Annotated in this window: 24 protein-coding genes; 16 read left to right on the plus strand and 8 right to left on the minus strand. The window is 68.2% G+C overall.

Annotated features, from left to right (window positions below; genetic code table 11):
• Positions 1–89: 89 nt before the first annotated feature.
• A complete protein-coding gene (locus ACQP2O_RS13200) occupies positions 90–629 on the minus strand; it encodes a CGNR zinc finger domain-containing protein (RefSeq protein WP_433183549.1) in 540 nt (179 codons plus the stop codon).
• An 86-nt stretch (positions 630–715) separates the two neighbouring features.
• Here ACQP2O_RS13200 and ACQP2O_RS13205 point away from each other — a divergent pair, with 86 nt between their 5' ends.
• Complete coding sequence (locus tag ACQP2O_RS13205; RefSeq protein ID WP_433183552.1) at positions 716–871, plus strand: hypothetical protein; 156 nt, start codon at positions 716–718, stop codon at positions 869–871.
• On the opposite strand, the gene ACQP2O_RS13210 is transcribed toward ACQP2O_RS13205, so the two are convergent.
• Positions 868–2,265: an ArnT family glycosyltransferase gene (locus ACQP2O_RS13210; protein ID WP_433183555.1), complete on the minus strand. Its 1,398-nt coding sequence runs from the start codon at positions 2,263–2,265 to the stop codon at positions 868–870. The genes ACQP2O_RS13205 and ACQP2O_RS13210 overlap by 4 nt on opposite strands.
• Positions 2,266–2,342: 77 nt before the next feature.
• Between ACQP2O_RS13210 and ACQP2O_RS13215 the strand changes: the two genes are divergently transcribed.
• The 10 genes from ACQP2O_RS13215 to ACQP2O_RS13260 all read left to right on the plus strand — a co-directional run bounded on the left by ACQP2O_RS13215 (position 2,343) and on the right by ACQP2O_RS13260 (position 12,324).
• Entirely contained in the window at positions 2,343–3,311 is a 969-nt protein-coding gene (locus ACQP2O_RS13215; RefSeq protein ID WP_433183558.1) for a bifunctional riboflavin kinase/FAD synthetase, read from the plus strand.
• A gap of 238 nt (positions 3,312–3,549) precedes the next feature.
• Positions 3,550–3,819, plus strand: coding sequence for a 30S ribosomal protein S15 (gene rpsO, locus ACQP2O_RS13220; protein ID WP_360889808.1), 270 nt, complete (start codon positions 3,550–3,552; stop codon positions 3,817–3,819).
• A 219-nt stretch (positions 3,820–4,038) separates the two neighbouring features.
• Complete coding sequence (locus ACQP2O_RS13225) at positions 4,039–6,396, plus strand: polyribonucleotide nucleotidyltransferase (RefSeq protein WP_433183561.1); 2,358 nt, start codon at positions 4,039–4,041, stop codon at positions 6,394–6,396.
• A complete protein-coding gene (locus tag ACQP2O_RS13230; RefSeq protein ID WP_433183564.1) occupies positions 6,393–7,721 on the plus strand; it encodes a M16 family metallopeptidase in 1,329 nt (442 codons plus the stop codon). The genes ACQP2O_RS13225 and ACQP2O_RS13230 overlap by 4 nt, the downstream gene beginning before the upstream one ends.
• Positions 7,722–8,120: 399 nt before the next feature.
• Complete coding sequence (locus tag ACQP2O_RS13235) at positions 8,121–9,398, plus strand: hypothetical protein (protein WP_433183566.1); 1,278 nt, start codon at positions 8,121–8,123, stop codon at positions 9,396–9,398.
• A gap of 56 nt (positions 9,399–9,454) precedes the next feature.
• Positions 9,455–9,838, plus strand: coding sequence for a hypothetical protein (locus ACQP2O_RS13240; RefSeq protein WP_433183569.1), 384 nt, complete (start codon positions 9,455–9,457; stop codon positions 9,836–9,838).
• A 143-nt stretch (positions 9,839–9,981) separates the two neighbouring features.
• A complete protein-coding gene (locus ACQP2O_RS13245; protein WP_433183571.1) occupies positions 9,982–10,413 on the plus strand; it encodes a hypothetical protein in 432 nt (143 codons plus the stop codon).
• Between the two features lie 161 nt (positions 10,414–10,574).
• Positions 10,575–10,805, plus strand: coding sequence for a hypothetical protein (locus ACQP2O_RS13250; RefSeq protein ID WP_433183574.1), 231 nt, complete (start codon positions 10,575–10,577; stop codon positions 10,803–10,805).
• Positions 10,806–10,842: 37 nt separating this feature from the next.
• The gene (locus ACQP2O_RS13255) at positions 10,843–11,367 is read left to right on the plus strand and encodes a hypothetical protein (protein ID WP_433183576.1); all 525 of its coding nucleotides are present in this window, start codon (positions 10,843–10,845) and stop codon (positions 11,365–11,367) included.
• A 372-nt stretch (positions 11,368–11,739) separates the two neighbouring features.
• Entirely contained in the window at positions 11,740–12,324 is a 585-nt protein-coding gene (locus ACQP2O_RS13260) for a hypothetical protein (protein WP_433183578.1), read from the plus strand.
• Positions 12,325–12,347: 23 nt separating this feature from the next.
• On the opposite strand, the gene ACQP2O_RS13265 is transcribed toward ACQP2O_RS13260, so the two are convergent.
• From ACQP2O_RS13265 to ACQP2O_RS13275, 3 genes are read right to left on the minus strand one after another with little or no spacing between them, the layout of a single operon-like run.
• Positions 12,348–12,728: a helix-turn-helix domain-containing protein gene (locus tag ACQP2O_RS13265; RefSeq protein ID WP_433183581.1), complete on the minus strand. Its 381-nt coding sequence runs from the start codon at positions 12,726–12,728 to the stop codon at positions 12,348–12,350.
• Between the two features lie 28 nt (positions 12,729–12,756).
• Positions 12,757–13,092: a type II toxin-antitoxin system RelE/ParE family toxin gene (locus ACQP2O_RS13270; RefSeq protein WP_433183584.1), complete on the minus strand. Its 336-nt coding sequence runs from the start codon at positions 13,090–13,092 to the stop codon at positions 12,757–12,759.
• 19 nt (positions 13,093–13,111) lie between these two features.
• Complete coding sequence (locus tag ACQP2O_RS13275; RefSeq protein ID WP_433183587.1) at positions 13,112–14,530, minus strand: MFS transporter; 1,419 nt, start codon at positions 14,528–14,530, stop codon at positions 13,112–13,114.
• Between the two features lie 79 nt (positions 14,531–14,609).
• On the opposite strand from ACQP2O_RS13275, the gene ACQP2O_RS13280 reads away from it, so the two are divergent.
• From ACQP2O_RS13280 to ACQP2O_RS13295, 4 genes are all read left to right on the plus strand, one after another.
• Positions 14,610–15,209, plus strand: a complete 600-nt coding sequence (locus tag ACQP2O_RS13280) for a TetR/AcrR family transcriptional regulator (RefSeq protein WP_433183590.1) — start codon at positions 14,610–14,612, stop codon at positions 15,207–15,209.
• Positions 15,206–15,943 carry a 4-hydroxy-tetrahydrodipicolinate reductase gene (gene dapB / locus ACQP2O_RS13285; protein WP_433183592.1) on the plus strand — a complete coding sequence of 246 codons (738 nt, stop codon included), beginning with the start codon at positions 15,206–15,208 and terminating at the stop codon, positions 15,941–15,943. Before ACQP2O_RS13280 ends, dapB begins: the two co-directional genes overlap by 4 nt.
• 145 nt (positions 15,944–16,088) lie before the next feature.
• Positions 16,089–17,309 (plus strand): WD40 repeat domain-containing protein, encoded by a 1,221-nt coding sequence (locus ACQP2O_RS13290; RefSeq protein ID WP_433183595.1) that lies wholly within the window; start codon positions 16,089–16,091, stop codon positions 17,307–17,309.
• Positions 17,310–17,585: 276 nt separating this feature from the next.
• Complete coding sequence (locus ACQP2O_RS13295) at positions 17,586–18,152, plus strand: Uma2 family endonuclease (protein WP_433183598.1); 567 nt, start codon at positions 17,586–17,588, stop codon at positions 18,150–18,152.
• Between the two features lie 32 nt (positions 18,153–18,184).
• On the opposite strand, the gene ACQP2O_RS13300 is transcribed toward ACQP2O_RS13295, so the two are convergent.
• Positions 18,185–18,919 carry a hypothetical protein gene (locus ACQP2O_RS13300; RefSeq protein ID WP_433183600.1) on the minus strand — a complete coding sequence of 245 codons (735 nt, stop codon included), beginning with the start codon at positions 18,917–18,919 and terminating at the stop codon, positions 18,185–18,187.
• Between the two features lie 335 nt (positions 18,920–19,254).
• On the opposite strand from ACQP2O_RS13300, the gene ACQP2O_RS13305 reads away from it, so the two are divergent.
• Entirely contained in the window at positions 19,255–20,514 is a 1,260-nt protein-coding gene (locus ACQP2O_RS13305) for a PP2C family protein-serine/threonine phosphatase (protein WP_433183603.1), read from the plus strand.
• Positions 20,515–20,532: 18 nt separating this feature from the next.
• Here ACQP2O_RS13305 and ftsH read toward each other — a convergent pair whose 3' ends face one another.
• Both ftsH and modA read right to left on the minus strand, forming a co-directional pair.
• Positions 20,533–22,500, minus strand: a complete 1,968-nt coding sequence (gene ftsH, locus ACQP2O_RS13310) for an ATP-dependent zinc metalloprotease FtsH (RefSeq protein ID WP_433183605.1) — start codon at positions 22,498–22,500, stop codon at positions 20,533–20,535.
• Positions 22,501–22,560: 60 nt separating this feature from the next.
• Complete coding sequence (gene modA, locus ACQP2O_RS13315) at positions 22,561–23,307, minus strand: molybdate ABC transporter substrate-binding protein (RefSeq protein WP_433183608.1); 747 nt, start codon at positions 23,305–23,307, stop codon at positions 22,561–22,563.
• Positions 23,308–23,338: the final 31 nt, after the last annotated feature.

The following is a 23,338-nucleotide window of genomic DNA, read 5'->3' on the forward strand; positions in this document are numbered from 1 at the left end:
CGGGCGCGTCGAGGTTCCCTTCCGCTGAGCGGACCGTGCGCCGAGGGTCCCTGGGCCTCTGACGCCCACGATCCTCGGCGGTCAGCGGTTCACGTGGGCTGGCGGCGGCGGGCGCGGTAGGCGGCGACGTTCGTACGGTTGGCGCAGGCGTCGGAGCAGAACCGGCGTCGCCCGCCCCGGGAGTCGTCGGCGTAGACCCGGTCGCAGTCGGCCGCGGCGCACACGCCGATCCGGTCGATGCCGTGGTCGCACAGCAGCTCGGCGAGGTTCATCAGCGTCGTCGCGCGGACCCGGTGCGCGAGGTCCACCTCCGGTGGCGCGTAGTGGACGTGCAGCCCCAGCTCGTCGTGGTCCGCCAGGTGCGGATGCATCGGCACATCGGACAGCAGGCCGTTCAGCAGCGCCACCGCCGCGTCGAGGCTCTCGGCCTCGAAGAAGGAGCGGAGCGTCCGAGCCCAGGGCCGCAGCTCGTCCGCGGTCGCCGAGGCGAACTGCTGCACGAAGAACCCATGCTCGCCGAGGATCGCCCGCAACGCCTCATCACTGTCGTCGCCGTCGCGGCTCGTGACCGCGTTGACGAGGGCCGCGGCGGCCCCCACGCCATGGCTTTTGTAGCCCGTAATCCGCATTGATCCATCTTCCACGATGTGCTTGGATGTAAGCGTCATTCAAATCTAATCGATTACGCGCGATGTGGTGCGGAGGCGGAACCCCGGTGAGCGACTGCCCGACCTGCGGCTGGCCCGAGTCAGACGTCTATGAGGTGCTCTCCCGGCACTTCACCTCGGAGGGCGTCGTCACCTACAGCCGCTGCGTCTGCGGCGAGATCCAGGTCCGCCTGCGCCCGTACGCCTCCGACCGGGCTGTTTAGGCGAGCCGCTTGAGCTGGGGCCAGAGCCGGTCCCAGGGCACCCGCTGACCCCGGCAGATCCAGATCGGCTGACCCTGCTCCTCGTTCTGGATCCGTACGCCGTCGTCGACCCGTCCGGCGACCTGGACGTCGGACCAGTAGCGCGTGAGGAACTCCCGCGCCGCGGGCAGGACGATCACGGGGGCGCCGTCGTTCTTCGGCCGCCCGAGGTACCACAGGCCGTTGTGGCCGCTGTAGGCCTTCGGCAGGCCGTACGCCGCGCCGTACCGGTCGATCGCTCCCGCGACGCCGTAGTCACCGGCCAGGATGACGTAGCCGGGGCGGTACACCTTTGCCACCGCCGCCGTGAGCTCCGGCCAGCCCACCGTCTCGCGGACGTCATAACTGATCGCCGCCTCCGGCGTCGCGTGCAGGACGCGCAGCGGATACACCGGCAGTAGCAGCCCGATCGTCGTGAGCGCCGCGATTCCGAACATGACCGACCGCAGCCGCCAGCGTTCGGCGACCTGGGCGCCGGCGGCCCACAGCGCAGGGTAGGCGCCCATCGTGTAGTAGTGCTTGCCACCGGTGATCACGAAGACGAGCAGCAGGAACGCGTAGGCCCAGACGAACAGCCGCCATGGCCCCCGCCACAGCCGCACCAGCCCCACGATCCAGATCGGCGCGGTGAGGATGCCCGTGTCGATCACCTGCCAGGGCAGGAAGCCCAGCCGGCCGCCGTCGGTGCCCTTGGCCGCGATGACCCGGCCCATCTCCAGCTGCGGCCAGCCGTGCCGGGCCTGCCACCAGAGGCCCGGCAGCCAGGCGAGCACGGCCACCGCCGCACCGGCGTACAGCAGCGGACGGCGGAGAAGATCGCGCGGCCCGGCCAGCAAGACGCCCACGACAAGCGCGGCGAGGAAGAACACGATCACGAACTTGATCTGCAGCGCCACCGCGGTGACCAGGCCGACGCCGAGCAGGAGACGGTCGTCGCGGACCCGTATCCAGCGGGTGACCAGGAAGGTCACCGCGGTCCAGGCCACGACGTCGAAGATCGTCGGCTGCATGAGGTGACCGCCGACCGCGAGCGCCGGTGTGACGGCCCACGCCAGCGCCGCGACCGTCTGGGCGCGCGGGCCGCCGCCCATCTCCCGGGCGATCAGGGCGGTCAGCACCACGCCCGCCATGAACGCCAGCGTCGCGGGGAGGCGCAGCAGCATCAGCGAGCCTCCGGCGGCGGCCGCGTACAGCGGGACGAGCGGAGGCTGGTCCGGATACCCCCATGCCGGGTGCGCGCCGACGACACGGAAGTAGAGTTCGTCGCGGTGGTAGCCGTACCGGGCGCTGAGCGCGGTCAGTACGACGCCGGCCGCGATACTGACGGCCAGCACGGGTCTCCAGGCGAGGGGCATGGCCTGATCATGAGCCGGAACTGACCCGCTGTCATCGGTGTGGCAGGCTTTAGACGATCGCGAAAAGGGGTGGACAGGTGCGACGCTGGCATGGCCTCGACGAGGTGCCCGCCGACTGGGGCAGGTCCGTCGTCACCATCGGGGTGTTCGACGGGGTGCACCTGGGGCACCAGCGCATCGTCGCCCGGGCGTCGGAGTTCGCGCGTGAGCTCGGACTGCCGTCGGTGGTGATCACGTTCGATCCGCATCCGGACGAGGTCGTGCGGCCCGGCACGCACCCGCCGCTGCTGTGCACGCCGAAGCGGCGCGCCGAGCTGCTGGCCGGCCTGGGCGCCGACGCGGTCATGATCCTTCCGTTCACGCTGGAGCTGTCCCGGATGGGGCCCGACGAGTTCGTCCAGTCGGTGCTCGTCGACCGGCTGCACGCGGCGCGCGTGGTGGTGGGGGAGGACTTCCGCTTCGGCCACAAGGCGCGCGGAGACGTCGCGTTGTTGCAGGAGCTGGGGGACAAGTACGACTTCGAGGCGGAGGGCGTCCCGCTCGTCGCCAACGGCGAGCCGATCTCCTCGACGCGGATCCGCGAGCGGCTCGCCGCCGGGGACATCGAGGGCGCCGAGCAGCTGCTGGGCCGTCCGCACCGGGTCGAGGGCGTCGTCGTCCGCGGCGCGCGGCGCGGCCGTGAGCTCGGCTTCCCGACCGCCAACCTGGAGACCCTGCCGCACACCGCGATCCCGAGCGACGGGGTGTACGCCGGTTACCTCAACTGCGCCGACTACGGGCGGGTGCGGGGCGACGACTCGGCGGGCTTTCCCGACGCGCGCTGGCCGGCGGCGATCTCCATCGGCACCAACCCGACGTTCGAGGGGCAGGAACGTACGGTCGAGGCGTACGCCCTGGACCGCGACGACCTCGACCTGTACGGCGAGCACGTGAGCGTCGACTTCACCGCCCGGCTGCGCGACACGCTGAAGTTCGACTCGATCGAGGCGCTGATCGAGCGGATGCACGACGACGTCGCACGCGCCCGGGAGATCACCGCGCCCTGACCGGACACCCCCTAGGGAACATCCCGGCGGACCGCGGCGTTGAGCTTGATAATGGGCTGCTCGGCATGACGTGGTACCGTGATTTGCCGCTGGGGAAGTGACCGGCAGTAGTCGGCTGCCCCGTGCACGGCGAGGCGGCTCACCGAGCCGCGGCCCCTCCACCCAGGAGACTGTGGGTACGCATGGTTTCCGGGTGCATTCGAACTCCATACCGCGTACCCGATAGAGAAGGAGAGCCGTGTCGCTGGACACCGCCACCAAGAAGCAGATCATGGCCGAGTACGCCACCGTCGAGGGTGACACCGGGTCGCCCGAGGTCCAGGTGGCGCTGCTCACCAAGCGGATCAACGAGCTCACCGAGCACCTCAAGACCCACAAGCACGACCACCACAGCCGTCGTGGCCTGCTTCTGATGGTCGGCCGCCGCCGCCGGCTTCTGCAGTACCTGCAGAAGAAGGACATCAACCGATACCGGCAGCTGATCGAGCGTCTCGGCCTCCGCCGATAACGTCCGGGAGGGAGCGGCGCATGCCGCTCCCTCTCTTCGTATAACTCCACAACAGCCCGCGGCCGCCCGTACGGTGTGTCGGGGGCCGGTCCTCGGTAGTGGCCCTCGGATCACGGACGATCCGACGGCTTCGATCGAAGACCGGCACCTCTTACCAGAGCGCTGCACCTCCGGGTACGGATGCGGGGTTTCCCACCTGACCCAAGGAGGTTTCACATCGTGGATGGTGTGAAGATCGCCGAAGCCGTCATCGACAACGGCTCATTCGGCCAACGCAAGATCCGCTTCGAGACGGGCCGGCTGGCCCGCCAGGCGGCCGGTTCCGCCGTCGTCTACCTGGACGACGAGACGATGGTGCTGTCCGCGACCACCGCGTCGAAGAAGCCGAAGGACAACCTCGACTTCTTCCCGCTCACGGTCGACGTCGAGGAGCGGATGTACGCCGCCGGGCGCATCCCCGGCTCGTTCTTCCGCCGTGAGGGCCGGCCGAGCGAGGACGCGATCCTCACCTGCCGGCTGATCGACCGGCCGCTGCGCCCCTCGTTCAAGAAGGGCCTGCGCAACGAGATCCAGGTCGTCGAGACGATCCTGGCGCTCCACCCGGAGCACCTGTACGACGTCGTGGCGATCAACGCCGCGTCGATGTCCACCCAGCTCGCGGGCCTGCCGTTCTCCGGTCCGATCGGCGGCGTGCGCGTCGCGCTGATCGAGGGCCAGTGGGTGGCATTCCCGACCCACCCGGAGCTGGAGAAGGCGACCTTCGACATGGTCGTCGCCGGCCGGGTGCTCGAGGACGGTGACGTCGCGATCATGATGGTCGAGGCCGAGTCGACCACGGGCACGCTCAAGCTCGTCGCCGAGGGCGCGGTCGCGCCGACCGAGGAGACGGTCGCGGAGGGCCTGGAGGCCGCCAAGCCGTTCATCAAGGTGCTCTGCCAGGCGCAGCGCAGCCTCGCCGACCAGGCGGCCAAGGAGACGGCCGAGTACCCGATCTTCCTGGACTACCAGGACGACGTGTACGCCGCCGTCGAGGGCGCCGTCCGCACCGAGCTGGCCCAGGCGCTCACCATCGCGGGCAAGCAGGAGCGCGAGACCGAGCTCGACCGCGTCAAGGCCCTCGCGGCCGAGAAGGTCGGCCCCGACTTCGTCGAGCGCGAGAAGGAGATCGGCGCCGCGTTCCGCGCGCTGACCAAGAAGCTCGTCCGCGAGCGCGTCATCGCCGAGAAGGTCCGCATCGACGGCCGCGGCGTCAAGGACATCCGCCAGCTGACCGCCGAGGTCGGCGTCGTGCCCCGCGTGCACGGCTCGGCGCTGTTCGAGCGCGGCGAGACCCAGATCATGGGCGTGACCACGCTGAACATGCTCCGCATGGAGCAGATGATCGACACGCTCAACCCCGAGCGCACCAAGCGCTACATGCACAACTACAACTTCCCGCCGTACTCCACCGGGGAGACCGGCCGCGTCGGCTCGCCGAAGCGGCGCGAGATCGGCCACGGTGCGCTCGCCGAGCGCGCCCTGCTCCCGGTGCTGCCGACGCGCGAGGAGTTCCCGTACGCGATCCGGCAGGTGTCGGAGGCGCTCGGCTCCAACGGCTCCACCTCGATGGGCTCCGTCTGCGCCAGCACCATGTCGCTGCTGTCGGCCGGCGTGCCGCTCAAGCAGATGGTGGCCGGCATCGCGATGGGCCTGATCAACGAGGGCGACGAGTACGTCACGCTGACCGACATCCTCGGTGCCGAGGACGCCTTCGGCGACATGGACTTCAAGGTCGCCGGCACCCGTGACGTGATCACGGCCCTGCAGCTCGACACGAAGCTGGACGGCATCCCGGCCTCGGTCCTGGCCGCCGCGCTCAAGCAGGCCAAGGGCGCCCGCCTGGCGATCCTCGACGTCATGCAGGAGGCCATCGAGGCCCCCGGTGAGATGAGCCCGAACGCGCCGCGGATCATCACGATCAAGGTCCCGGTCGACAAGATCGGCGAGGTCATCGGCCCCAAGGGCAAGATGATCAACTCGATCCAGGACGACACCGGCGCCGAGATCACGATCGAGGACGACGGCACCATCTACGTCGGCGCCACCGACGGCCCGTCCGCCGAGGCCGCGCGGCAGGCGATCAACTCGATCGCCAACCCGCACATGCCCGAGGTCGGCGAGCGCTACCTCGGCACCGTGGTGAAGACCACCACGTTCGGCGCGTTCGTGTCGCTGCTGCCCGGCAAGGACGGCCTGCTGCACATCTCCCAGATCCGCAAGCTGCACGGCGGCGCGCGAATCGAGAACATCGACGACGTCATCAAGGTCGGCGAGAAGATCCAGGTCGAGGTCACCGAGATCGACAACCGCGGCAAGCTGTCGCTGGTTCCGGTCGAGGTCGTCGAGCGCGAGGCCGCGGCCGCCGAGGCCGCTCCCGCCTCCGACTCCGACGAGGCGCCGGCTCCCGCCGAGGACGGCGAGCGGGCCGAGCGCCCGGAGCGCCGGGAGAGCCGCGACGGGGGCGAGCGCCCTCGCCGGCGACGCACCCGAAGCAGCGGCGGCAGCGGCCGTGGCGGCGACAGCGACCGCAACTCATGACGGTCCTCGCCAGGGAACAGGAGCCCGGTTCCACCTACGTCGTTCACCCCGGCGCCGACGGCGCCGGGGTGGTCCGGCGGACCGTTCTGCCGGGTGGGCTGCGCGTCGTCACCGAGACCGTGCCGACCGTCCGCTCGGTGGCCTTCGGCATCTGGGCCGGGGTCGGCTCGCGTGACGAGTCGATCGAGGACGCGGGCGCGAGCCACTACCTCGAGCACCTGCTGTTCAAGGGCACGCGCAAGCGCACGGCGCTGGAGATCTCCTCGCTGATGGACGCGGCGGGCGGCGAGATGAACGCCTTCACCGCCAAGGAGTACACCTGCTACTACGCGCGGGTGCTCGACTCCGACATGCCGCTGGCCATCGACGTCGTCTCCGACATGGTGATCGACTCGCTCATCGAGCCGCAGGACGTCGACGCCGAGCGCGGGGTGATCCTCGAAGAGATCGCCATGCACGACGACGACCCCACCGACGCGGTACACGACGAGTTCTCCGCGGCGCTGTTCGGCGACACCCCACTGGGCCGCCCGATCCTCGGCACCGTCGAGTCGATCAGCGGCATCGGCCGGGACCGCATCGCGCGGTACTACCGGGACCGCTACGTCCCGCAGAACCTCGTCGTCTCGGCGGCCGGCAACATCGACCACGACGAGGTCGTACGGCAGGTACAGGCGGCGTTCGCGGGCGTGCTCGGCGACAACGGGCAGCTGCCCAGCGCGCCGCGGATCGGCGGCCCCGGCGCGGCCCCGACCCCCGGCGTGAAGTCGCTCGCCCGGCCGACCGAGCAGGCCAACCTGATCCTCGGCACCGTCGGGATCACCCGCACCGACGAGCGACGGTTCGCCCTCGGCGTCCTGAACGCCGCGCTCGGCGGTGGGATGTCCTCCCGGCTGTTCCAGGAGATCCGCGAGAAGCGCGGCCTGGCCTACTCGGTGTACAGCTACAACACCCAGTACGCCGACACCGGCATCTTCGGCGTGTACGCCGGCTGCCTGCCCGCCAAGGTCGACGAGGTCCTCGAGATCTGCCGCGACGAGGTCGCCAAGGTGGCCGAGCACGGCATCACCGAGGAGGAGCTCGAGCGCGGCAAGGGCCAGCTGCGAGGGTCGTTCGTGCTTGGGCTTGAGGACACCGGGTCCCGGATGAGCCGGATCGGTAAGAGCGAGCTGGTCTACGACAGCCTGCTCTCGGTCGACGACATCCTGGGTCGCATCGAGGCCGTCACACTGGACGACATCCGCACGGTCGGCCGCGACATCCTGGGCCGCCCGATGACCCTGACGGTCATCGGCCCGTTCGAGGGCCGCGACTTCACCCTCTGAGGCATCACCGAAGGGGCTTTCCACGCGCCACGGCGCGCGGGAAGCCCCTTCGGCGTTCACAGGAACGCGGTGTCCGCCCCAGGAGGCGAAGCCCTCGGAGCGGTCTCATACGGCCGTCTTACTTGCGATCGGAATCGGGTGCGTGGGCGGGCGCGGCATGCAGCGAAGGGTCGGCCTGGGCGCCGTGAGTGATAGCACGATGGCGGCGGGACGGCCTCCCGTGTTCCGGGCAGCCATTCTTCGTACGGGTCACGATCTCGGACTGCCGTATACAGCACGCTCGCCGTTCCCGGCTCTCTCTGTCGGGCTCAGGCCGATACCGGCCTCGACCCGCGATCTCCGCGCCTTCCTGATGCATCCGGCTTTACGATCTTCGTCGCTGAGCCGGGGACGGGGACAATGGATGGGGATTCAGTGACGGCGCTGCGGGATGAGCAGTGGATCGCGTATCGAAGCCACGCCGTTTGGTTCTGGACGGTGTTCTGGCCGGTTGCCATCGCGCTCAGGTGGTTTCTCGGCTGGGATGCCGGAGGGCCGATGGCCCTGTGGATCGTTGGCATCGCGCTCCTGGAGACGAACGCGGTCCTGACCGCACTCCGCGCCAGGCGCGGCCTGACCCTCACAGCGCACGGGATCACCTGGCATAAGTACGAGATGCGCCTTTCGTGGGCCAACGTGACGGCGGTGGAGCAGAGCGCCTGCCGGGGCGGCACGCGGCTGGTCATACGCGTCGGCGAGTCCGGCCAGGCGCTGGAGGACGTGGCGGTCCCGGCCCGCCCGGAGGTCCGCATGAACATGCGGCGGTTCGGCGCCCCGATCGCGTTGCGCGCCGGACACCTGGCGTGCCCCGCGGCGGAGGTCGTGGAGATCGCCGCCCGGCTGCGCCGGGAGTACGAGCCGCCTTCGGGACTCAAGGGGTTCGTGACCCGTGTCACCCCGCCAGAGGTGGAACGGGCCCGGCGGTCCGCGCGCCGGTGGATCAGACTGGCGAGCGCCGGTTTCGGGGTGCTGCTGTTCGGCGTGCTCCTCGTCAACCTCGTTCCGTCGAACCCGGACCCGCAGATCGCCTTCACCTTCGATCGGACCACCGGCTCCGGTTACATGGACCAGGTCCTCACGATGACCAATTACGGACTCACCGCCACGGCACCGACCCTGAAGTTGGTCCCGCTCGACCGGGCGGGGCACACGCTCCCCGGCGTCACGGTCCGGACTGCGTACGGGAGCGACCGCGGGTTGGTCGTCCTGCCGCCCCGCTCGGCCGGGGACGACGTCCTCGCCTTCGACGGTCCCGGCTTCCGGGACGTCGCCGACGTCCAGGTGACCGTGCTGCACAAGGATCGGGCGAAGCGGCCGGCGAGCGCCGCCGTGGACCTGCGCGCGCGCCGGTTGCTGGACACCCGGTACACCGACCCCTCCGAGGACTTCGACACCGTCCTCCTGGAGAACACGAACGACGTCACGGTCGAGGTACGGGTGGTGTGCATCCTGTGGGAGAACCCGCCTCCGGGAGCCACCCAGCAGATGGTGCGCAGCCTGCCCATCGGCGGACTCATCTCGATCGCTCCCCTCGGCGACGTCCGGGTGCCGGTGACCGGACCGGTCCGGCAACTGGCCAGAAGCTGCGGGAGCGTCAAGGTCTACTACTCGCGACCGGCGCCCCCGGTCAATATGTAGACCGCACGCGACCCGGCGCCCAGACCCTCATACTGGCCTTGGAGGAGTGGAGAATCGTGGATTACGAAGAAGTCTTTAGTTTGGCCCACGAACGGCCAAGAATGCTTGGACTTGACGGATCATACGCGGCTGCTGCTGCCTTCGTTAACGGCTGTGATGCGGGAAATGCGTGGCGACTACTCGATGGATTTAGTGAGTGGTTGGCTGTTGAACTTGGTGAAGGTGCGAATCTGAGCTGGCAGGCGCTAGTAATCAGGCATGCCGTGTCGGTCGGCCGCTGGAGATCGCCTTCTGCTCGGCTTTCTGATGCGGAAAATTCGGTAGCAGTCGACACTCTTTTCCGTCTGTTGCGCGAGTTTTTGAATGTACGTAATAAGGATGGCCTTGCGAAGATTTTCGTTCGATATTCTGCTCTTTTTGGTGATCGGGTGGCGGGTTAGGATCGGGCCAGCGGGAATGGTTCTCGGTGCGCCATTAATAAGACATGTCAGTACTTCGGAGTGAATCTGTGGTCATGAGATTGAATTCTCCAATGGTTCCCATGTGGGAGAGGTCAAGGCTCCTTGTGCGTGATCACTTGCCGGTGGAATTGTATGACTTGCTTCGGGAGGGGTGGATTATCGGGCCAGTCGAATCCATGCTCCTAAGAGGGCTTTATAGTTCAGGCTGGCGATCTGATTGGAAGGTAAATTCAGTATCAGGATATGAGTTTGAGGTAAACGACGTCGGTATTACAGATGTTGGTCTGCCATCCGATCGAGACCGGTTCTTGGAGGCGTTGGTTGCCCGCGCGCGAAGCTTTGCATGCCATGCAATTAAGGACGCTCAAAATCTTAATTATGGAAACTTGCTCACGGCTGTCATATCGATCGGTATTGATGATGACTATCTGACTCATGGCGCAACGGTGAAATTTTTTACCCGAACGGCTGGATGTCCACAATTTTTTGACGATATAGAACGCTTTCAGCTTGAAGCGATGGCGATCATTGAAGTGTTTGACTGTAGTGATTGAAGCGGTGATTTCGGGACTGGGTATTAATCCGCAAATTCGATTTGCTGCCAACCGTAACGGTAAGCAGGGCGGGTTCCCCTAGATGACTGCAATCTTCGACGGGATTATCGAGGATCTGGTAAGCCAGATTGGCGAGAGCGGTGTCAATTCGGGGAGCGGTCATGTTTGGTGGAATGTATATTACTGAGGATCTCAGGTTTGACCGTGCAGTGTTTAAGTCGAATGGGCTCGATGACACCCGGGGCGGCTCGATGACCCTGACGGTCATCGGCCCGTTCGAAGGTATGCCGAAATCTCTTACAAAGGACCTTGCGAAGAACTATCCCGACTTTAAGAAGAAGTTTTCCCAGGCAGTGGAAGTCTTCGGCAGGGTAGTTGGATATTGCGGGTGAACTGATCACTAGTGGAAGGATGCTCCTAATGGCGTGGATGAGCGCCGAAGCCGCGCGGATCGTGGGATCGGGTTTTCTGCAAACAGTCACGCGGGGCGATCTTTTCGTAAGATATGAGGCTACGCTAAGCTGTGGATGGATGGTCGTAGACGATGCAGTCCTACTGACAAGCTGGTATGAGAATTACCATGGTAGGCGTGCCAGATTCTCTGAGATCACTGACTATGAGATCGCTGTCAATGGCCGTGGGACCCCAGACGATGATTTCCTAGAGGAAGGCGAGGCGTGCGTCTCGCGGCTGCTGCGGCGAGGCGTGGCGTTTGCCTGGGCCGCTCTCTACGGGCAGCATCGCCAGGTGCCGCAGGTCAGAATGGCGGCGTACGTTTCCGCTGCGCCGACTCTTCTGGAGCCCGACCATTTCACGGGCAATGTGACGTTCTGTGTAATGCGTTCGGGGTGCCCGCTGTACATCGACCCTGCGCGTTTGACTGACGAAATCGTGATTGCGCTCTTTACTGAAGACTGCGGGCAGCCCCTAACTGCAGACAACAAGATAGCCTGATACTGCAGTTCAGTGCGGCCAAATGGGCTCGATGACATTCTGGGCCGCTCGATGACCCTGACGGTCATCGGCCCGTTGGAAGGCTGCGATTTCACCCTCTGAGGCGTCCTCGGCGGTTGAATCCGGATGGTGACCCTGACTTCTTCATCGTAAGGAAGAGTACTCCACTGAGTATCGCCCGGGAGTTGGGAGGGGCTGCTATCTATGGCATCCCAGATGGCGGCAACAACTATCGGTGCTGATTAACAAGTATGGGGATATTGGCTGGGTAAAAGGACATAACTATAACAAGATTTATCCGTATGTGCCTCGCTAGTGGTGTCGCCATAATATCTACCGCATCGTCTCAAGACTTGGAGAAAGGACTACTCCGTGAACGAAGAGAGGGTCGTGGAGTCGCTCATCAGGGCAGGATTGCTGTGGTGTCAAGCAGAAGTGCCTGACGGAGAATTGCCGGTATCTGCTGCTTGGCTCGCCGTCGGGTGCCGCCGGGAGGATGGGCGGCGTGACGAAACGGTAAACAGGAACGCTCCACAGTTGATCGAGAAGGCCAACGCCGGGTGGCTTCGACTTGCGATCGACTCCGGATTCATGGGAGAGGATCGAGAATTCCTCGTAGGGGTCGATTGTGCCGATGAGCAGTCGACGCCGGTCCTGCGCTGGGTGAGAGTTCGACTATCGGACGACTGGGATGTAATGGGCATCGGCGCGGCGTCGGGAGTCCTGGGTTCAGCCGCCGGAGTACCTGAGTTCGTCATGCTTTCGGTCGACGGAAATATTATCCTGCGGGGTACTACATGGAAAGACTCGATCGGTGTCTTGGTGGTTCAGAATCCACATATGATACAAATCATTCGTGACTATGTTAAACGGCGTAATGTCAATCCCCGCACTCCAGATCGCGAACGCGCCGAGGGTGAGGCGTGGCTTCGGAAGCATCCTCTGGGAGAGGATTAGGCTGCTCCAGTGACTTGTTGGCTTTAGTGTGTGGCAGTGTCGGATAATCCTGGCTGTGTAGCGCGAGGTTGGGCCGCGTGGGTGTCGGTGCCGCGCAGGGCGTAGAGGTCGCCGCCGAAAACGGCGGAAGTCTGGATCTGGCCGCCGAGTGCCTGGACGTAGCGCGCGATGGTCTCGACCGTGGAGACCTCACCGCGTTCGATCTGGGACACCCTGCTTTTGGTCACACCCATCTTCTCGGCCACGTCGGTCTGCGAGAGTCCGAGCGTCTTGCGACGCTCGGCGAGGCGGTGGCCGTCAATGTAGGCCTGGTTGCGCTTGCGGGCCTCGGTGACGCCCTGTTCGCCGCCGGCTCCGGCGACGACGTCGGCGCGTACGTCACTCCACTTGGGGAAGTTCGTCATCGCTGTTCCTCCTCGATCCGGCGTTCTTTCAGATACTTCTCGTAGAGGCCTTCGGCACGAGGGATGGCGTGTACCAGCCAGACCAGTTCCCTGACTTGTCCCCGCCGATCAGCAGGATCGCTGAGCGCCACGGATCGAACTTGAACAAGATCCTGATCTCGGTGCGGCCCGCCGAGCCGGGACGCAACTCTTTGAGGTTGTGGATGCGGGGTCCTTCTAACCGGTCGACGAGCGGTCGCCCCGGTCCGAGGCCTGCCTCGGCCAGCCGATCGATGGCGTCGACAACCTGGCCTTGGACCGGTCGTCCACGGCGTTGATCCAGGATGCGCAGCTCATTGGTGACGAGGATCCCCCACTCATCCACGCAAAGTGGAGTGAATGCTTTATTTGCCGGTCTCCAACTCCCGCGCCGCGTGCTGGAGCAGGGGAGTGCCGAGGGTTGCGAGTGCCGCGAAGCAGGCGGCGACGAAGAATGCCCTGGAGTAGCCGGCCGCCTGCGCGCCGCCGCTCCCTGCGGGGGTGGCGGCGACCGTTGCCAGGAGGGCGAGGCCGACTGCGCCGCTGACCTGTCGTGTCGTGTTGAAGAGGCCTGACGCCACTCCGGCCGACGTCGGCGGGACACCGCTCGTGGCGGCCATCGTGATCGGGGTGATGGCCAGTCCGGTGCCCAGGCCCACCAGCACGCCGGGCAGGCAGACACCGGTGAGGTAGGCGCTGTGAGCGTCGAGCCCGGCGAGGCCCAGGAGGCCGATCGCCGTCACCGCCGCTCCGAACGCCGCGACCGGCCGTACGCCGTACCTGTTCGACGATCGCCCGCTGAGCTGTGCCCCGATGAGGACGCCGACCGAGACCGGCAAGGAGGCCACGCCCGTGCGCAGGGCCGAGTATCCGAGGACGTTCTCCAGGTACAGCGACAGGAAATACGGATAGCTGAAGAAGCCGATCCCGAGGAGGAACACCACGAGGTTGCCGCCGGCCACCGAGCGGCGCTTCAGGATGTGGACCGGGACGAGAGGGTCCTTCGCCCACCGTGCCTGCTGGACGGCGAACAGCACGATCAGCACCACCGCCACCGCGAACGAGCCGAGCGTGGGGACTCCGGTCCAGCCGTGGTCCTTCGTGCTCACCATGCCGTAGACCAGTGCGACGAGGCCCGGCGTGATCAGCGTGCCGCCCAGCAGGTTCGAGCGCCGCGCGATCCCTGCTCCGCGCGGAGCGGGGATCGCGTGCCGGCCGAGCAGCAGTCCGGCGACGCCCACGGGGACGAGCATGAAGAAGATCCATCGCCAGCCGGCCGCGTCGGTGACGACTCCGCCGATGACCGAGCCGGCGGACGCGCCGACGGATCCGACGCCGCTCCAGATCGCCAGCGCACGCGCCCGCCGGGCGCCTTCGGGGTACGCCGACATGATCAGTGTCAGCGTCGCCGGCATGAGGACTGCCGCGCCCAGGCCCTGAACCGCCCGACAGGTGAGCAGCATCGCCGGGTCCTGGGCGAAGCCGGCGGCCAGCCGGGACACGGTGAAGACGGCCAGCCCGGTCAGCAGGGTCCGGCGCAGCCCGAAGACGTCGGCGGCGCGGCCTCCCGCCAGCAGGAATCCGGCGAACGTGAGGGTGTAGGCGTTGATCGTCCACGGTAGGTCGGAGGGGCTGAACCCGAGGTCGGATCCGATGTCCGGCAGCGCGACCGAGATCACGACGACGTCCATGACGATCATGAAGCTGCCGAGGCAGGCGAGAAGAAGCATCGTCCACGCGGGGGCTTCCTTCGCCACCGCCGGTTCCACGGTCGTTCGAGCCACGTGTCTTCCCTTCACCATGAACTAGTTAGGGCAACCTAACATATTTCCGACCAGTGGTCGCAAAGTCTAGGCTCGACGCATGGCGCGTACGCCGAAGCTCGGCAGACCGGCGGTCCTCAGCCGCGACAAGATCGTCGAGGCCGCTGTGGACCTCGGTCTCGACACGCTGACGATGCGCGCCCTCGCCGAGCGCCTGGAGGTGTCGAAGTCCTCGCTGTACGGCTGGGTGAGCAGCCGCGACGACGTCCTCGGATTGGTCGGCGAGGCCGTCATCGACCGGATCCTTGCGGTCGGGGATCCGGTGGACGGCGACTGGAGAGGCTGGCTCGTCGAGCTGGCCATCGCCGTACGCCGCGAGTTCCTGGCCGTCCCGGGCTTCGCGGTCAGGGCGGCCAATCCGCTGCATGTGCACGGCGATGCCTCCGAAGCGGCCTACCAGCGGTTCCGGGGGCGGGTCGTCGGCGTCTTCACCGAGGCCGGGATCGAACCCGGCCTCGCGGTCCAATGCTGGTACGTCTTCAGCACCGCTCTACTGGGATGGCTGGCGAACGAGCAGGGCGGTCCGCCGACGGATCCGCCGCCGAGGTTCGAGATCTTCCTTGACGTGCTGATAGGAGGGCTTCCCCCGGTCGGCGATAGGCTCGGCGAGGCCCGTACGAGCAGGAGGAACGACAAATGATCAAAGTCGGGGTGCTGGGCGCACGTGGGCGCGTTGGAGCCGAGCTGTGCCGGGCGGTGGAGGCCGCGGACGACCTCGAGCTCGTCGCGGCGGTGGACGCCGGTGACTCGCGGGAGCCCCTCGAGGCCGCCGAGGTCGCCATCGACTTCACCCATCCCGACGCGGTCATGGACAACCTGCGCTGGCTGACCGAGCACGGCGTGCACGCGGTCGTGGGCACGACCGGGTTCGATGACGAGCGGCTCGCGACCGTACGCGGGTGGCTGGCGGAGCGGCCGGGGACGAACATCCTGATCGCCCCCAACTTCGCCGTCGGCGCGGTGCTCATGATGCACTTCGCCCAGAAGGCGGCCCCGTTCTTCGAGTCGGTCGAGATCGTCGAGCTGCACCACCCGAACAAGGCGGACGCCCCCAGCGGGACGTCCCGGCGTACCGCCGAGCTGGTCACGGCCGCGCGGGAGAAGGCCGGGGTCGGCCCGTCCCCGGACGCGACCACGACCGGTCTGGAGGGCGCGCGGGGCGCGGACGTCGACGGCGTCCGCGTGCACGCCGTGCGCCTGGCCGGGCTGATCGCGCACCAGGAGGTGCTGCTGGGCGGGCACGGCGAGACGCTGACGATCCGGCACGACTCGATGAGCCGCGAGTCCTTCAGCCCGGGGGTCCTGCTCGCCGTCCGCCGTGTCGGTGAGCTGTCCGGTCTCACCATCGGCATCGAGTCGCTGCTCGGCCTCTGACCGCCGTACGATCGGCCGCCTGCCCCCAGCGGGGATCCGGCGGCCGTCGTGCTTCTTGCGGGTCGCGTGCACGCCCCGAGGCCGGGCAGCCAGGGCAAGCCGCAGCGCGCAGACAGGCCTGCGCGAACGAGGGGAAGCTCGTCCGATGATCGAGCAGTGGCAGGCCATGGCCGACGATGGTCGCGAGTTCGAGTCGTGGGATGAGATCACTCGCCATGCCGAGGACCTGCCGGAGGACGAAGTCCGGGCGCTGATCGAGGATCTGGCCGGCTGGTCAGGCCGGCGCCCGATGCCGTACCGCTGGTGGGAGCGGCGTTCCCGGGGCGAGTGGGCGCCGTGCTTTCTCCTGGCCGACCACCGCGTCCTGTACGGAGACTTCGAGATGCGCGAGATGGAGGATCCCGACGCGTACGAGGAGTTCTACGGCACCTCGGCCGTGGGCGACGAGGGTTTCCTCAGCGGCTTCAACGCGATCGGGACCGGCCCGGACCTGCGCTGGACGGCGCTCGTCTCTGAGGCCGAGGGCAACAGCTCCAGTGGCGGGCTGGAGGTGTTCGACGCCGAGACCGGAGCCTGGGAGACCGACGGCGTCCAAGAGGACGATCACTACATCGGCTGGGGCGAGGACGTGGCCGTCAGCCCGGACGGCTCACTCCTCGCGACCGCGGGCAGGTTCGACCGGCAGGTGATCGTCTGGCGCGTCCCGGGACCGGAACGACTGTGGGCCGCGGGCTCGTGGCGGACGGGCGCGGAGGGGGCGGGGTACTCCCACATCGGCTTCAGCGGGGACGGGCGGCTGATCGTGGCCGTGAGCTCCGCCTCTCCATGGGACGGAACCGTGGAACGGAATGTCGTGGTGGCCGGTGCCGAGACCGGCGACGTCATGTTCACCACGGCCACGGTCGTCGCCGGAGGCGCCGTGCTGGACCACTCCGGTTCCCGGCTCGCCTTCGTCGGACCGGACGGTGACGTGCTGATTCACCGGCTGCCCGACGGGGAGGTCGTGGCCCGGCACCGTACGGCCCTGCCCGGCGCCGGCGCGCTCGCGCTTTCACCGGAGGGCGACACGGTCGCCGTCGGCGGCGACGGCGGCGTGGAACTCCTTGGACGATCGACCGGGCGCGTGCCGGCCGAGGGAACGTGCCAGGCCATCACCTGGTCGCCGGACGGGCCGCGCGCCCTGTTCACCTCGGAAGAGGCCGCCACGGTGATCGACGGTCAGGGCCGTGCGTTGTGGACACGCCCCATGGAGGATCCGAGCCTTCTGGTGGCCGCCTTCACACCCGGCGGGCACACGCTGGTCACGATCGAGACGTACCCCGCCGAGATCACCGCCTGGTTCCTCGACCGGGACCTGCGGGGGTGAACTCTCCGAGGACCTATCGTGTGTGGTCAGGCGTTGAGGCGGATGAGCAGTGTCTCGACCAGCGCGCGTAGGGACTCGCGGGAGCCGTGCCGGAGGTCAGGCGCGGACGCGCCCCGTCGACGCAGGTGTCGTGGCCACTTGCCCCGGCCCTATGGCGTCGTTGGTGTGCCAGTACGTAGCGGTGCCGGCCAGTCGGCGGGGGGATCCGGAGTCGAGCCGGAGACAGTACCCTGTTGGTCAGGGCCGGGTCCGCTGAGCAGGCTCAGGAGGTAGGACATGACTGCCGAGATGATCGCTCCTGCGTGGATGCATGAGCAGATCACGGCGGAGCAGTACGACTCCTGGCCCGAGGAGCAGTGCGCGGGCATCGAAGTCGTAGACGGGATGGTCGTCGTGAGTCCGAGCGCGTCCAAGCGCCACAACCGCCTGGCTCGGATCCTGGCGAACGCCTTGGACGACGCGGGGCGCCCGGAGTGGAACGCCGACACGGACTTCGACGTCCGGCTGCAGGACGTGCCGCTCACCAACCGCCGCCCGGATGTCGTCGTGTACCGCGCGGACACGATCGATGTCACGCCGACGCGTCCCGAGCATGTGCTGCTGGTGGTCGAAGTGGTCTCACCGGGCTCGGAGACCACCGACCGGGTCGTGAAGGTGGACCAGTACGCCAAGGCCGGCATCGCGTTCTACTGGAGAGTCGAGCAGGCCCCTACCGGTGTCCCGTTGGTGTACACCTATGTTCTGGACCCGGCGACGAGGGTGTACCGGGATGGAGATGTATTCACCGGCGTGGTCAAGGTTTCGGCACCCTTCCCAGTGAAGATCGACCTCGGCTCCGTCTGAGTGATTCGCCGCCGGTTCCGGCGTGACGTCCTTCAGGCGTTCAGGCGTGTCAGCAGCGTCTCGACCAGGGCGTGCAGGGATTCGCGGGAGCCGTGCCGGAGGTAGGCGCGGACCCGTCCGAGTACGTCGACGCGGGTGCCGTGGCCGAGTCCGGCTCGCAGGTGCAGCGGGCCCGAGCGGCCCGGTGGCCCGAACCACCAGGCGGCTTCCCGGGTGTACCGCCGCAGGACCTCGCCCGCGTACGCGCCGGCGAGGACGGTCAGGTCGCCGTCGGTGAACTTCTCGTCCTCGTCGTCGGCGCGCAGGCCGTGGAGGCGGCGTCGCTCCTCCAGCGCGTCGTCGAGGAGTTCCAGCGATTCGACCGAGCCGTCGAGCCCGTGCTGGGCGGCGAAGCGGTCGGCGTTCGCGCCCTGGAGCGTCGGCAGGTCCGGTGAGCCGTCGGGCAGGTTGGGGAAGCGGGCCGGCCGCCCGGTGGCCGGGCGCGGGCGCAGGGCGCTGCCGATCGTCGCCGCGATGTCCCGGTCCCACAGGAACTGCAGCACGCTCTCGGGCGGCTCGCCGGTGCTGTGCACGAGGACGGTCGAGCGGTGTCCCTCCCCGCTGAGCCGCTCGGCGTGCGCCAGCGCGCCCGCCACCTTGATCATGAGCTGGACGTAGTCGAGGGCTTCGCGCTCCGGTGCCCAGTCGTCCGCCACGATCCAGAGAGCCTGATCGCCGCCGGGGGGACCCGTGACGAGATCGGCGTTGTCGAGGTCGGCGAGGCCCACAGGATGAACTCCGTACGGGGGAAGTGTTCGCTGCGGCGAACATTGTCGCGCCGTTGGGCATCCGTGTGCACTTCGACCCGCCGCGTGTCCGGTGACTCGGTGGGCGACCGTACCGGTTTATCGCAAATGTCCTGCGGGTAGGCGTTGGGCACGGCCGCCGCCTGCGGCCGACGGTGTGGTCACGACGCGGCCACCTATGGTCCATCCCGCAAGTGTCTGAGGGGATTCCCAGTCGTGACCTGCGCACCGTCTCGTGAGTACGCACGCCTGACCGTCGCCGCCCGGAGGCATCCGGCGTCGGAGGGCGCTCGAGTCAGCCAGGGAGGCCGGTCGCGATGACGCCGACCGCGCGGAGGCCCGGCAGCGATGAGATGGACGGAGCGGCGGGAAAGGCCATCGCGGAGCTGCTGAGCCGGGCGCATCTGCTCCGGCCGGGCGCCGTCGCCGACGCCTTGGCCGAGTGCGCGCGGCCCTTCGGCGTCCACGGAGCCGCGGTCTACCTCGCCGACCTCGGGCAGCAGTACCTGCGGGCCATGCCCGAAACGGACGACTCGCCCCTGCCCGAGCTGCCGATCGATTCGACCCTCGCCGGGCGGGCCTTCCGGACCATCGAGATCCAGCTCGCCGCCGCGGACCCGGACGGGCGGCACCACGTGTGGCTGCCCCTCATGGACGGCACCGAACGGCTGGGCGTCCTGGAACTCATCGTCGACGACGTGAGTGAGGCGACGCTCGACCGCTGCCGTACGCTCGCCTCCCTCGCCGGGCTCGTCGTCGTGAGCAAGAGCGCCTACAGCGACGCCCACGCCCACGTTCGGCGGACGCAGCAGATGGCGCTGCAGGCGGAGATGGTCTGGGCGTTCATGGCGCCGCCGACGTTCGCCACGGACGACGTCATCATCGCCGCCGCGATCGAACCCGTGTACGGGGTGGGCGGTGACGCGTACGACTACTCGTTGCTCGGCGACAACCTGCACGTCGCGGTGTTCGACGCCGTCGGGCACGACCTGCCGGCCGGCCTGATCGCCAGCGTGGCCATGGCCAGCTGCCGGAACACCCGGCGCGCCGGCGGTGACCTCGCCGACCTCGTGGCACGCGCCGACCACGCGATCGCCGGCCAGTTCGGCGGTTCGCGGTTCGCGACCGCACTGCTGTGCGACCTGGAGGTCACCACCGGCCGGTTCCGCTGGATCGCCTGCGGGCACCCGCCGCCGCTGCTGATCCGGGACAACAAGGTGATCAAGGAGCTGTTCCGCCGGCCGCGGCTGCCGCTCGGCCTGCCCGAGGACCGGCACGACCTGGACCTGGCCGCGCCCCCGCCCGTCCACACCGAGCACCTGCAGCCCGGCGACCGCCTCCTGCTCTACACCGACGGCGTCGTCGAGGGGCGGGCCGCCGACGGCACGCAGTTCGGCGTGCGGCGCCTCGGCGACTTCGTCATCCGGCACAGCGCGGCAGGCATGCCCGCCTCCGAGACGCTACGCCGCCTGAACCGCGCCATCCTCGACTTCCAGCACGGCCGCCTGGCCGACGACGCCACGACCGTCCTCGTGGAGTGGCGCCCGGACGACCCGGAGCGGCAGTACGGGTTCTGAGCCAGGTCAGGCCACTGCTTAGGCTCCCACTTCCGTGGGCTCCGGTCGCCGGTCGACGCCGGCCGCGGCGTACGCCTCGATCTCGTCGAGGGTCTCCTTCTCCAGCAGGGCCTCGGTCAGCGCGTCCAGCCTGCCGCGGTTCTCGCGGAGCGTCTCTTTGGCCTCGGCGTAGCACTCGTCCACGATCCGGCGGGTCTCCTCATCGACGGCGTTCAGCGTCTCCGGGGCGAGGTACTGGCCGGTCGGGTCCGCGCCGTCCGACGGCAGGACCGACAGCCGCCCGACCTTCTCCGACATGCCCCACCGGCCGACCATCGAGCGGGCGATCCGCGTCACCTGCTCCAGGTCGCTCTCCGCGCCCGTCGTGACGACGCCGAAGACGACGTCCTCGGCGGCCATTCCGCCGAGCGCGCCGATGATCCGGCCGCGCAGGTAGTCGCGGTCGTAGGCGTACCGGTCGCCCTCCGGGGTCGACACCGTCACGCCCATCGCCCGCCCGTGCGGCACGATCGTGATCTTGCGGACCGGGTCCGCGCCGGGGAACAGCATGCCCAGCACCGCGTGCCCGGACTCGTGGTACGCGGTGCGGCGGCGCTCCTCCTCGGGGATCACGATGCCGCGCGCGGTGCCGAGTTGCACCTTGTCCAGCGCGGCGGTGAACTCGCCCCGGCCGATCGTGTCGCGTTCGCGCTTGACCGCCAGCAGCGCCGCCTCGTTGACGAGGTTGGCCAGGTCGGCGCCGGTCATGCCCGGTGTCATCTTGCCGATCGCGGTCAGGTCGGCGTCCGGGGCGAGCGGCAGGCCCTTGGTGTGCACCTTCAGGATCTGCACCCGGCCGTCCAGGTCGGGCGGGGAGACGGCGATCTGGCGGTCGAACCGTCCCGGGCGCAGGAGAGCGGCGTCCAGCACGTCCGGGCGGTTCGTCGCGGCGATGACGACGACGCCCTCCGACCCGCTGAAGCCGTCCATCTCCGTGAGGATCTGGTTGAGCGTCTGCTCGCGCTCGTCGTTCCCACCGAAGCTGCCGGCGCCGCGCGCCCGGCCGATCGTGTCGATCTCGTCGATGAAGATGATCGACGGGGCCGTCTTGCGCGCCTCCTCGAACAGTTCGCGTACGCGGGCCGCGCCCACGCCGACGACCATCTCGACGAACTCCGACGCGGCGGCGGAGTAGAAGGGGACGTCCGCCTCACCGGCGACGGCGCGCGCGAGCAGCGTCTTGCCGGTGCCGGGCGGGCCGGTCAGCAGCACCCCGCGCGGGATCTTCGCGCCGAGCCGCCGGTACTTGTCCGGGTGCTTGAGGAAGTCGACGACCTCGGTCAGTTCGTTCTCGACCTCGTCGATGCCGGCGACGTCTTCGAAGGTCGCCCGCTTGGCGTCGGCGCCGACCGGCTTCGGCGTCCGTTTCAGGCTGCCCAGGACGCCGCCGCCACCGGCCCGCCGGGAGATCCACACCATCGCGGCCACCCACAGGCCGACGAACAGCAGCGTGGGCAGCAGGGACATCACGAGGCTGGACAGCAGCCCGCGCGGCTCGTTGATCGGCTTGGCCTGGATGACCACGCCCTTGGCCACCATGTCGGCGTAGACCTGGTCCTGGGCGAAGGAGGGCCGCTCGGTCCGGAAGTCGCGGTACTTCTTGCCCTTGCCGTCGGGCTGCGGCTGCGAGCTCTTCAGCTCGCCCTGGATGGAGAAGCCCTTGGTGTAGATGTCCTTGACGTTCCCGGCCTGCACCTGCTTGGTGAACTCGGTGTACGGGACCGTGATCTCGGCCTTCTGCCCGGACATGAACGCCGACAGGTAGCTCGACCCGAAGATCAGCGCGAGCAGCAGCCAGAAGATCCACAGGCGGTTCGGCCGCATCCGCCCGTTGCCGGGCACCTGCGGGCGCTGCTCGCCGGGGACACCCTCGGAGCGCCAGGGCTTCTTCGGGTCCTTCCGCGGCGGGGCGGGGGACTCGCGCCGCTGCGATGACTCTCCGGCCACTTCACGCTCCTTAACAGGCCTATTTCCCGATAAGGCTATCCGGGCGTTTCTACGCCTGGGTCACGGAGTGGGGAAGCCGTACTTACGCAGGATCGTCTTGGCGGTGGGGGAGCCGAGCCAGGAGACGAACGCCTTCGCGGCCGTCCTGTGGGCGCTGTCGCGTACGGCGGCGGCGAAGTAGGTGGCGGTGACGTTCTGCTGCGCCGGGATCGGGACGCTGCTCGCCGAGATCCCGGCCGACTGCATGTCGGTCACGTAGACGATTCCCGCGTCGGCCTCGCCCGTACGGACCTTGGTGAGCACGGTGCGCGCGTCGGCCTCCTCCGACCTCGGCCGTACCGTGACGCCCGCCTTGGCCAGGACCTGTGCGGCGTACCGGCCCACCGGGACGATCGGCCCGCCCAGGACCACGCGCAGCCGCCGGTCGGCGAGCGAGGCGAGTCCCTGGACGTGCCGGGGATTGCCGGGGGCGACGGCGATGGTCATGGAGTTGTAGGCGAAGAGACGGCGGCCGGAGACCTTCGTCGCCACCGGGTCCATCGACGCCCCGTCGGCGGTGGCCAGCACGTCGGCCGGTTCACGGTCCTCGATGTCCATCGCGAGATCCTGCGAGCCGCCGAACTCGAACCGCACGGTCACGTTCCGCTCGGCCGCGTTGTACGCCGTCCCGAGCTCGTCGAACGCCTCGGTCAGCGAGGAGGCGGCGAGCACCTTCAGCGTGATGCGCTCGTCGCCGGCGGCGACGCCGCATCCGGAAAGTGCCAGGGCGATCGCGGCGAAGACGGCGACGCGCGGCTTGGGGGGCATGCGGGCCACTTTAGGGCGGCCCATCGCCTAT

Source organism: Actinoallomurus sp. CA-150999 (assembly GCF_050942425.1).
Taxonomy (GTDB): Bacteria; Actinomycetota; Actinomycetes; order Streptosporangiales; family Streptosporangiaceae; genus Actinoallomurus.

What these genes read in the sequence shown, in the direction of transcription:
- ACQP2O_RS13200 (WP_433183549.1), bottom strand. Translation starts at nt 629, where the DNA reads ATGCGGATTACGGGCTACAAAAGCCATGGCGTGGGGGCCGCCGCGGCC.
- ACQP2O_RS13210 (WP_433183555.1), bottom strand. Translation starts at nt 2,265, where the DNA reads ATGCCCCTCGCCTGGAGACCCGTGCTGGCCGTCAGTATCGCGGCCGGC.
- ACQP2O_RS13230 (WP_433183564.1), top strand. Translation starts at nt 6,393, where the DNA reads ATGACGGTCCTCGCCAGGGAACAGGAGCCCGGTTCCACCTACGTCGTT.
- ACQP2O_RS13235 (WP_433183566.1), top strand. Translation starts at nt 8,121, where the DNA reads ATGGATGGGGATTCAGTGACGGCGCTGCGGGATGAGCAGTGGATCGCG.
- ACQP2O_RS13250 (WP_433183574.1), top strand. Translation starts at nt 10,575, where the DNA reads ATGTTTGGTGGAATGTATATTACTGAGGATCTCAGGTTTGACCGTGCA.
- ACQP2O_RS13255 (WP_433183576.1), top strand. Translation starts at nt 10,843, where the DNA reads ATGAGCGCCGAAGCCGCGCGGATCGTGGGATCGGGTTTTCTGCAAACA.
- ACQP2O_RS13265 (WP_433183581.1), bottom strand. Translation starts at nt 12,728, where the DNA reads ATGACGAACTTCCCCAAGTGGAGTGACGTACGCGCCGACGTCGTCGCC.
- ACQP2O_RS13280 (WP_433183590.1), top strand. Translation starts at nt 14,610, where the DNA reads ATGGCGCGTACGCCGAAGCTCGGCAGACCGGCGGTCCTCAGCCGCGAC.
- dapB (WP_433183592.1), top strand. Translation starts at nt 15,206, where the DNA reads ATGATCAAAGTCGGGGTGCTGGGCGCACGTGGGCGCGTTGGAGCCGAG.
- ACQP2O_RS13290 (WP_433183595.1), top strand. Translation starts at nt 16,089, where the DNA reads ATGATCGAGCAGTGGCAGGCCATGGCCGACGATGGTCGCGAGTTCGAG.
- ACQP2O_RS13295 (WP_433183598.1), top strand. Translation starts at nt 17,586, where the DNA reads ATGACTGCCGAGATGATCGCTCCTGCGTGGATGCATGAGCAGATCACG.
- ACQP2O_RS13305 (WP_433183603.1), top strand. Translation starts at nt 19,255, where the DNA reads ATGACGCCGACCGCGCGGAGGCCCGGCAGCGATGAGATGGACGGAGCG.
- modA (WP_433183608.1), bottom strand. Translation starts at nt 23,307, where the DNA reads ATGCCCCCCAAGCCGCGCGTCGCCGTCTTCGCCGCGATCGCCCTGGCA.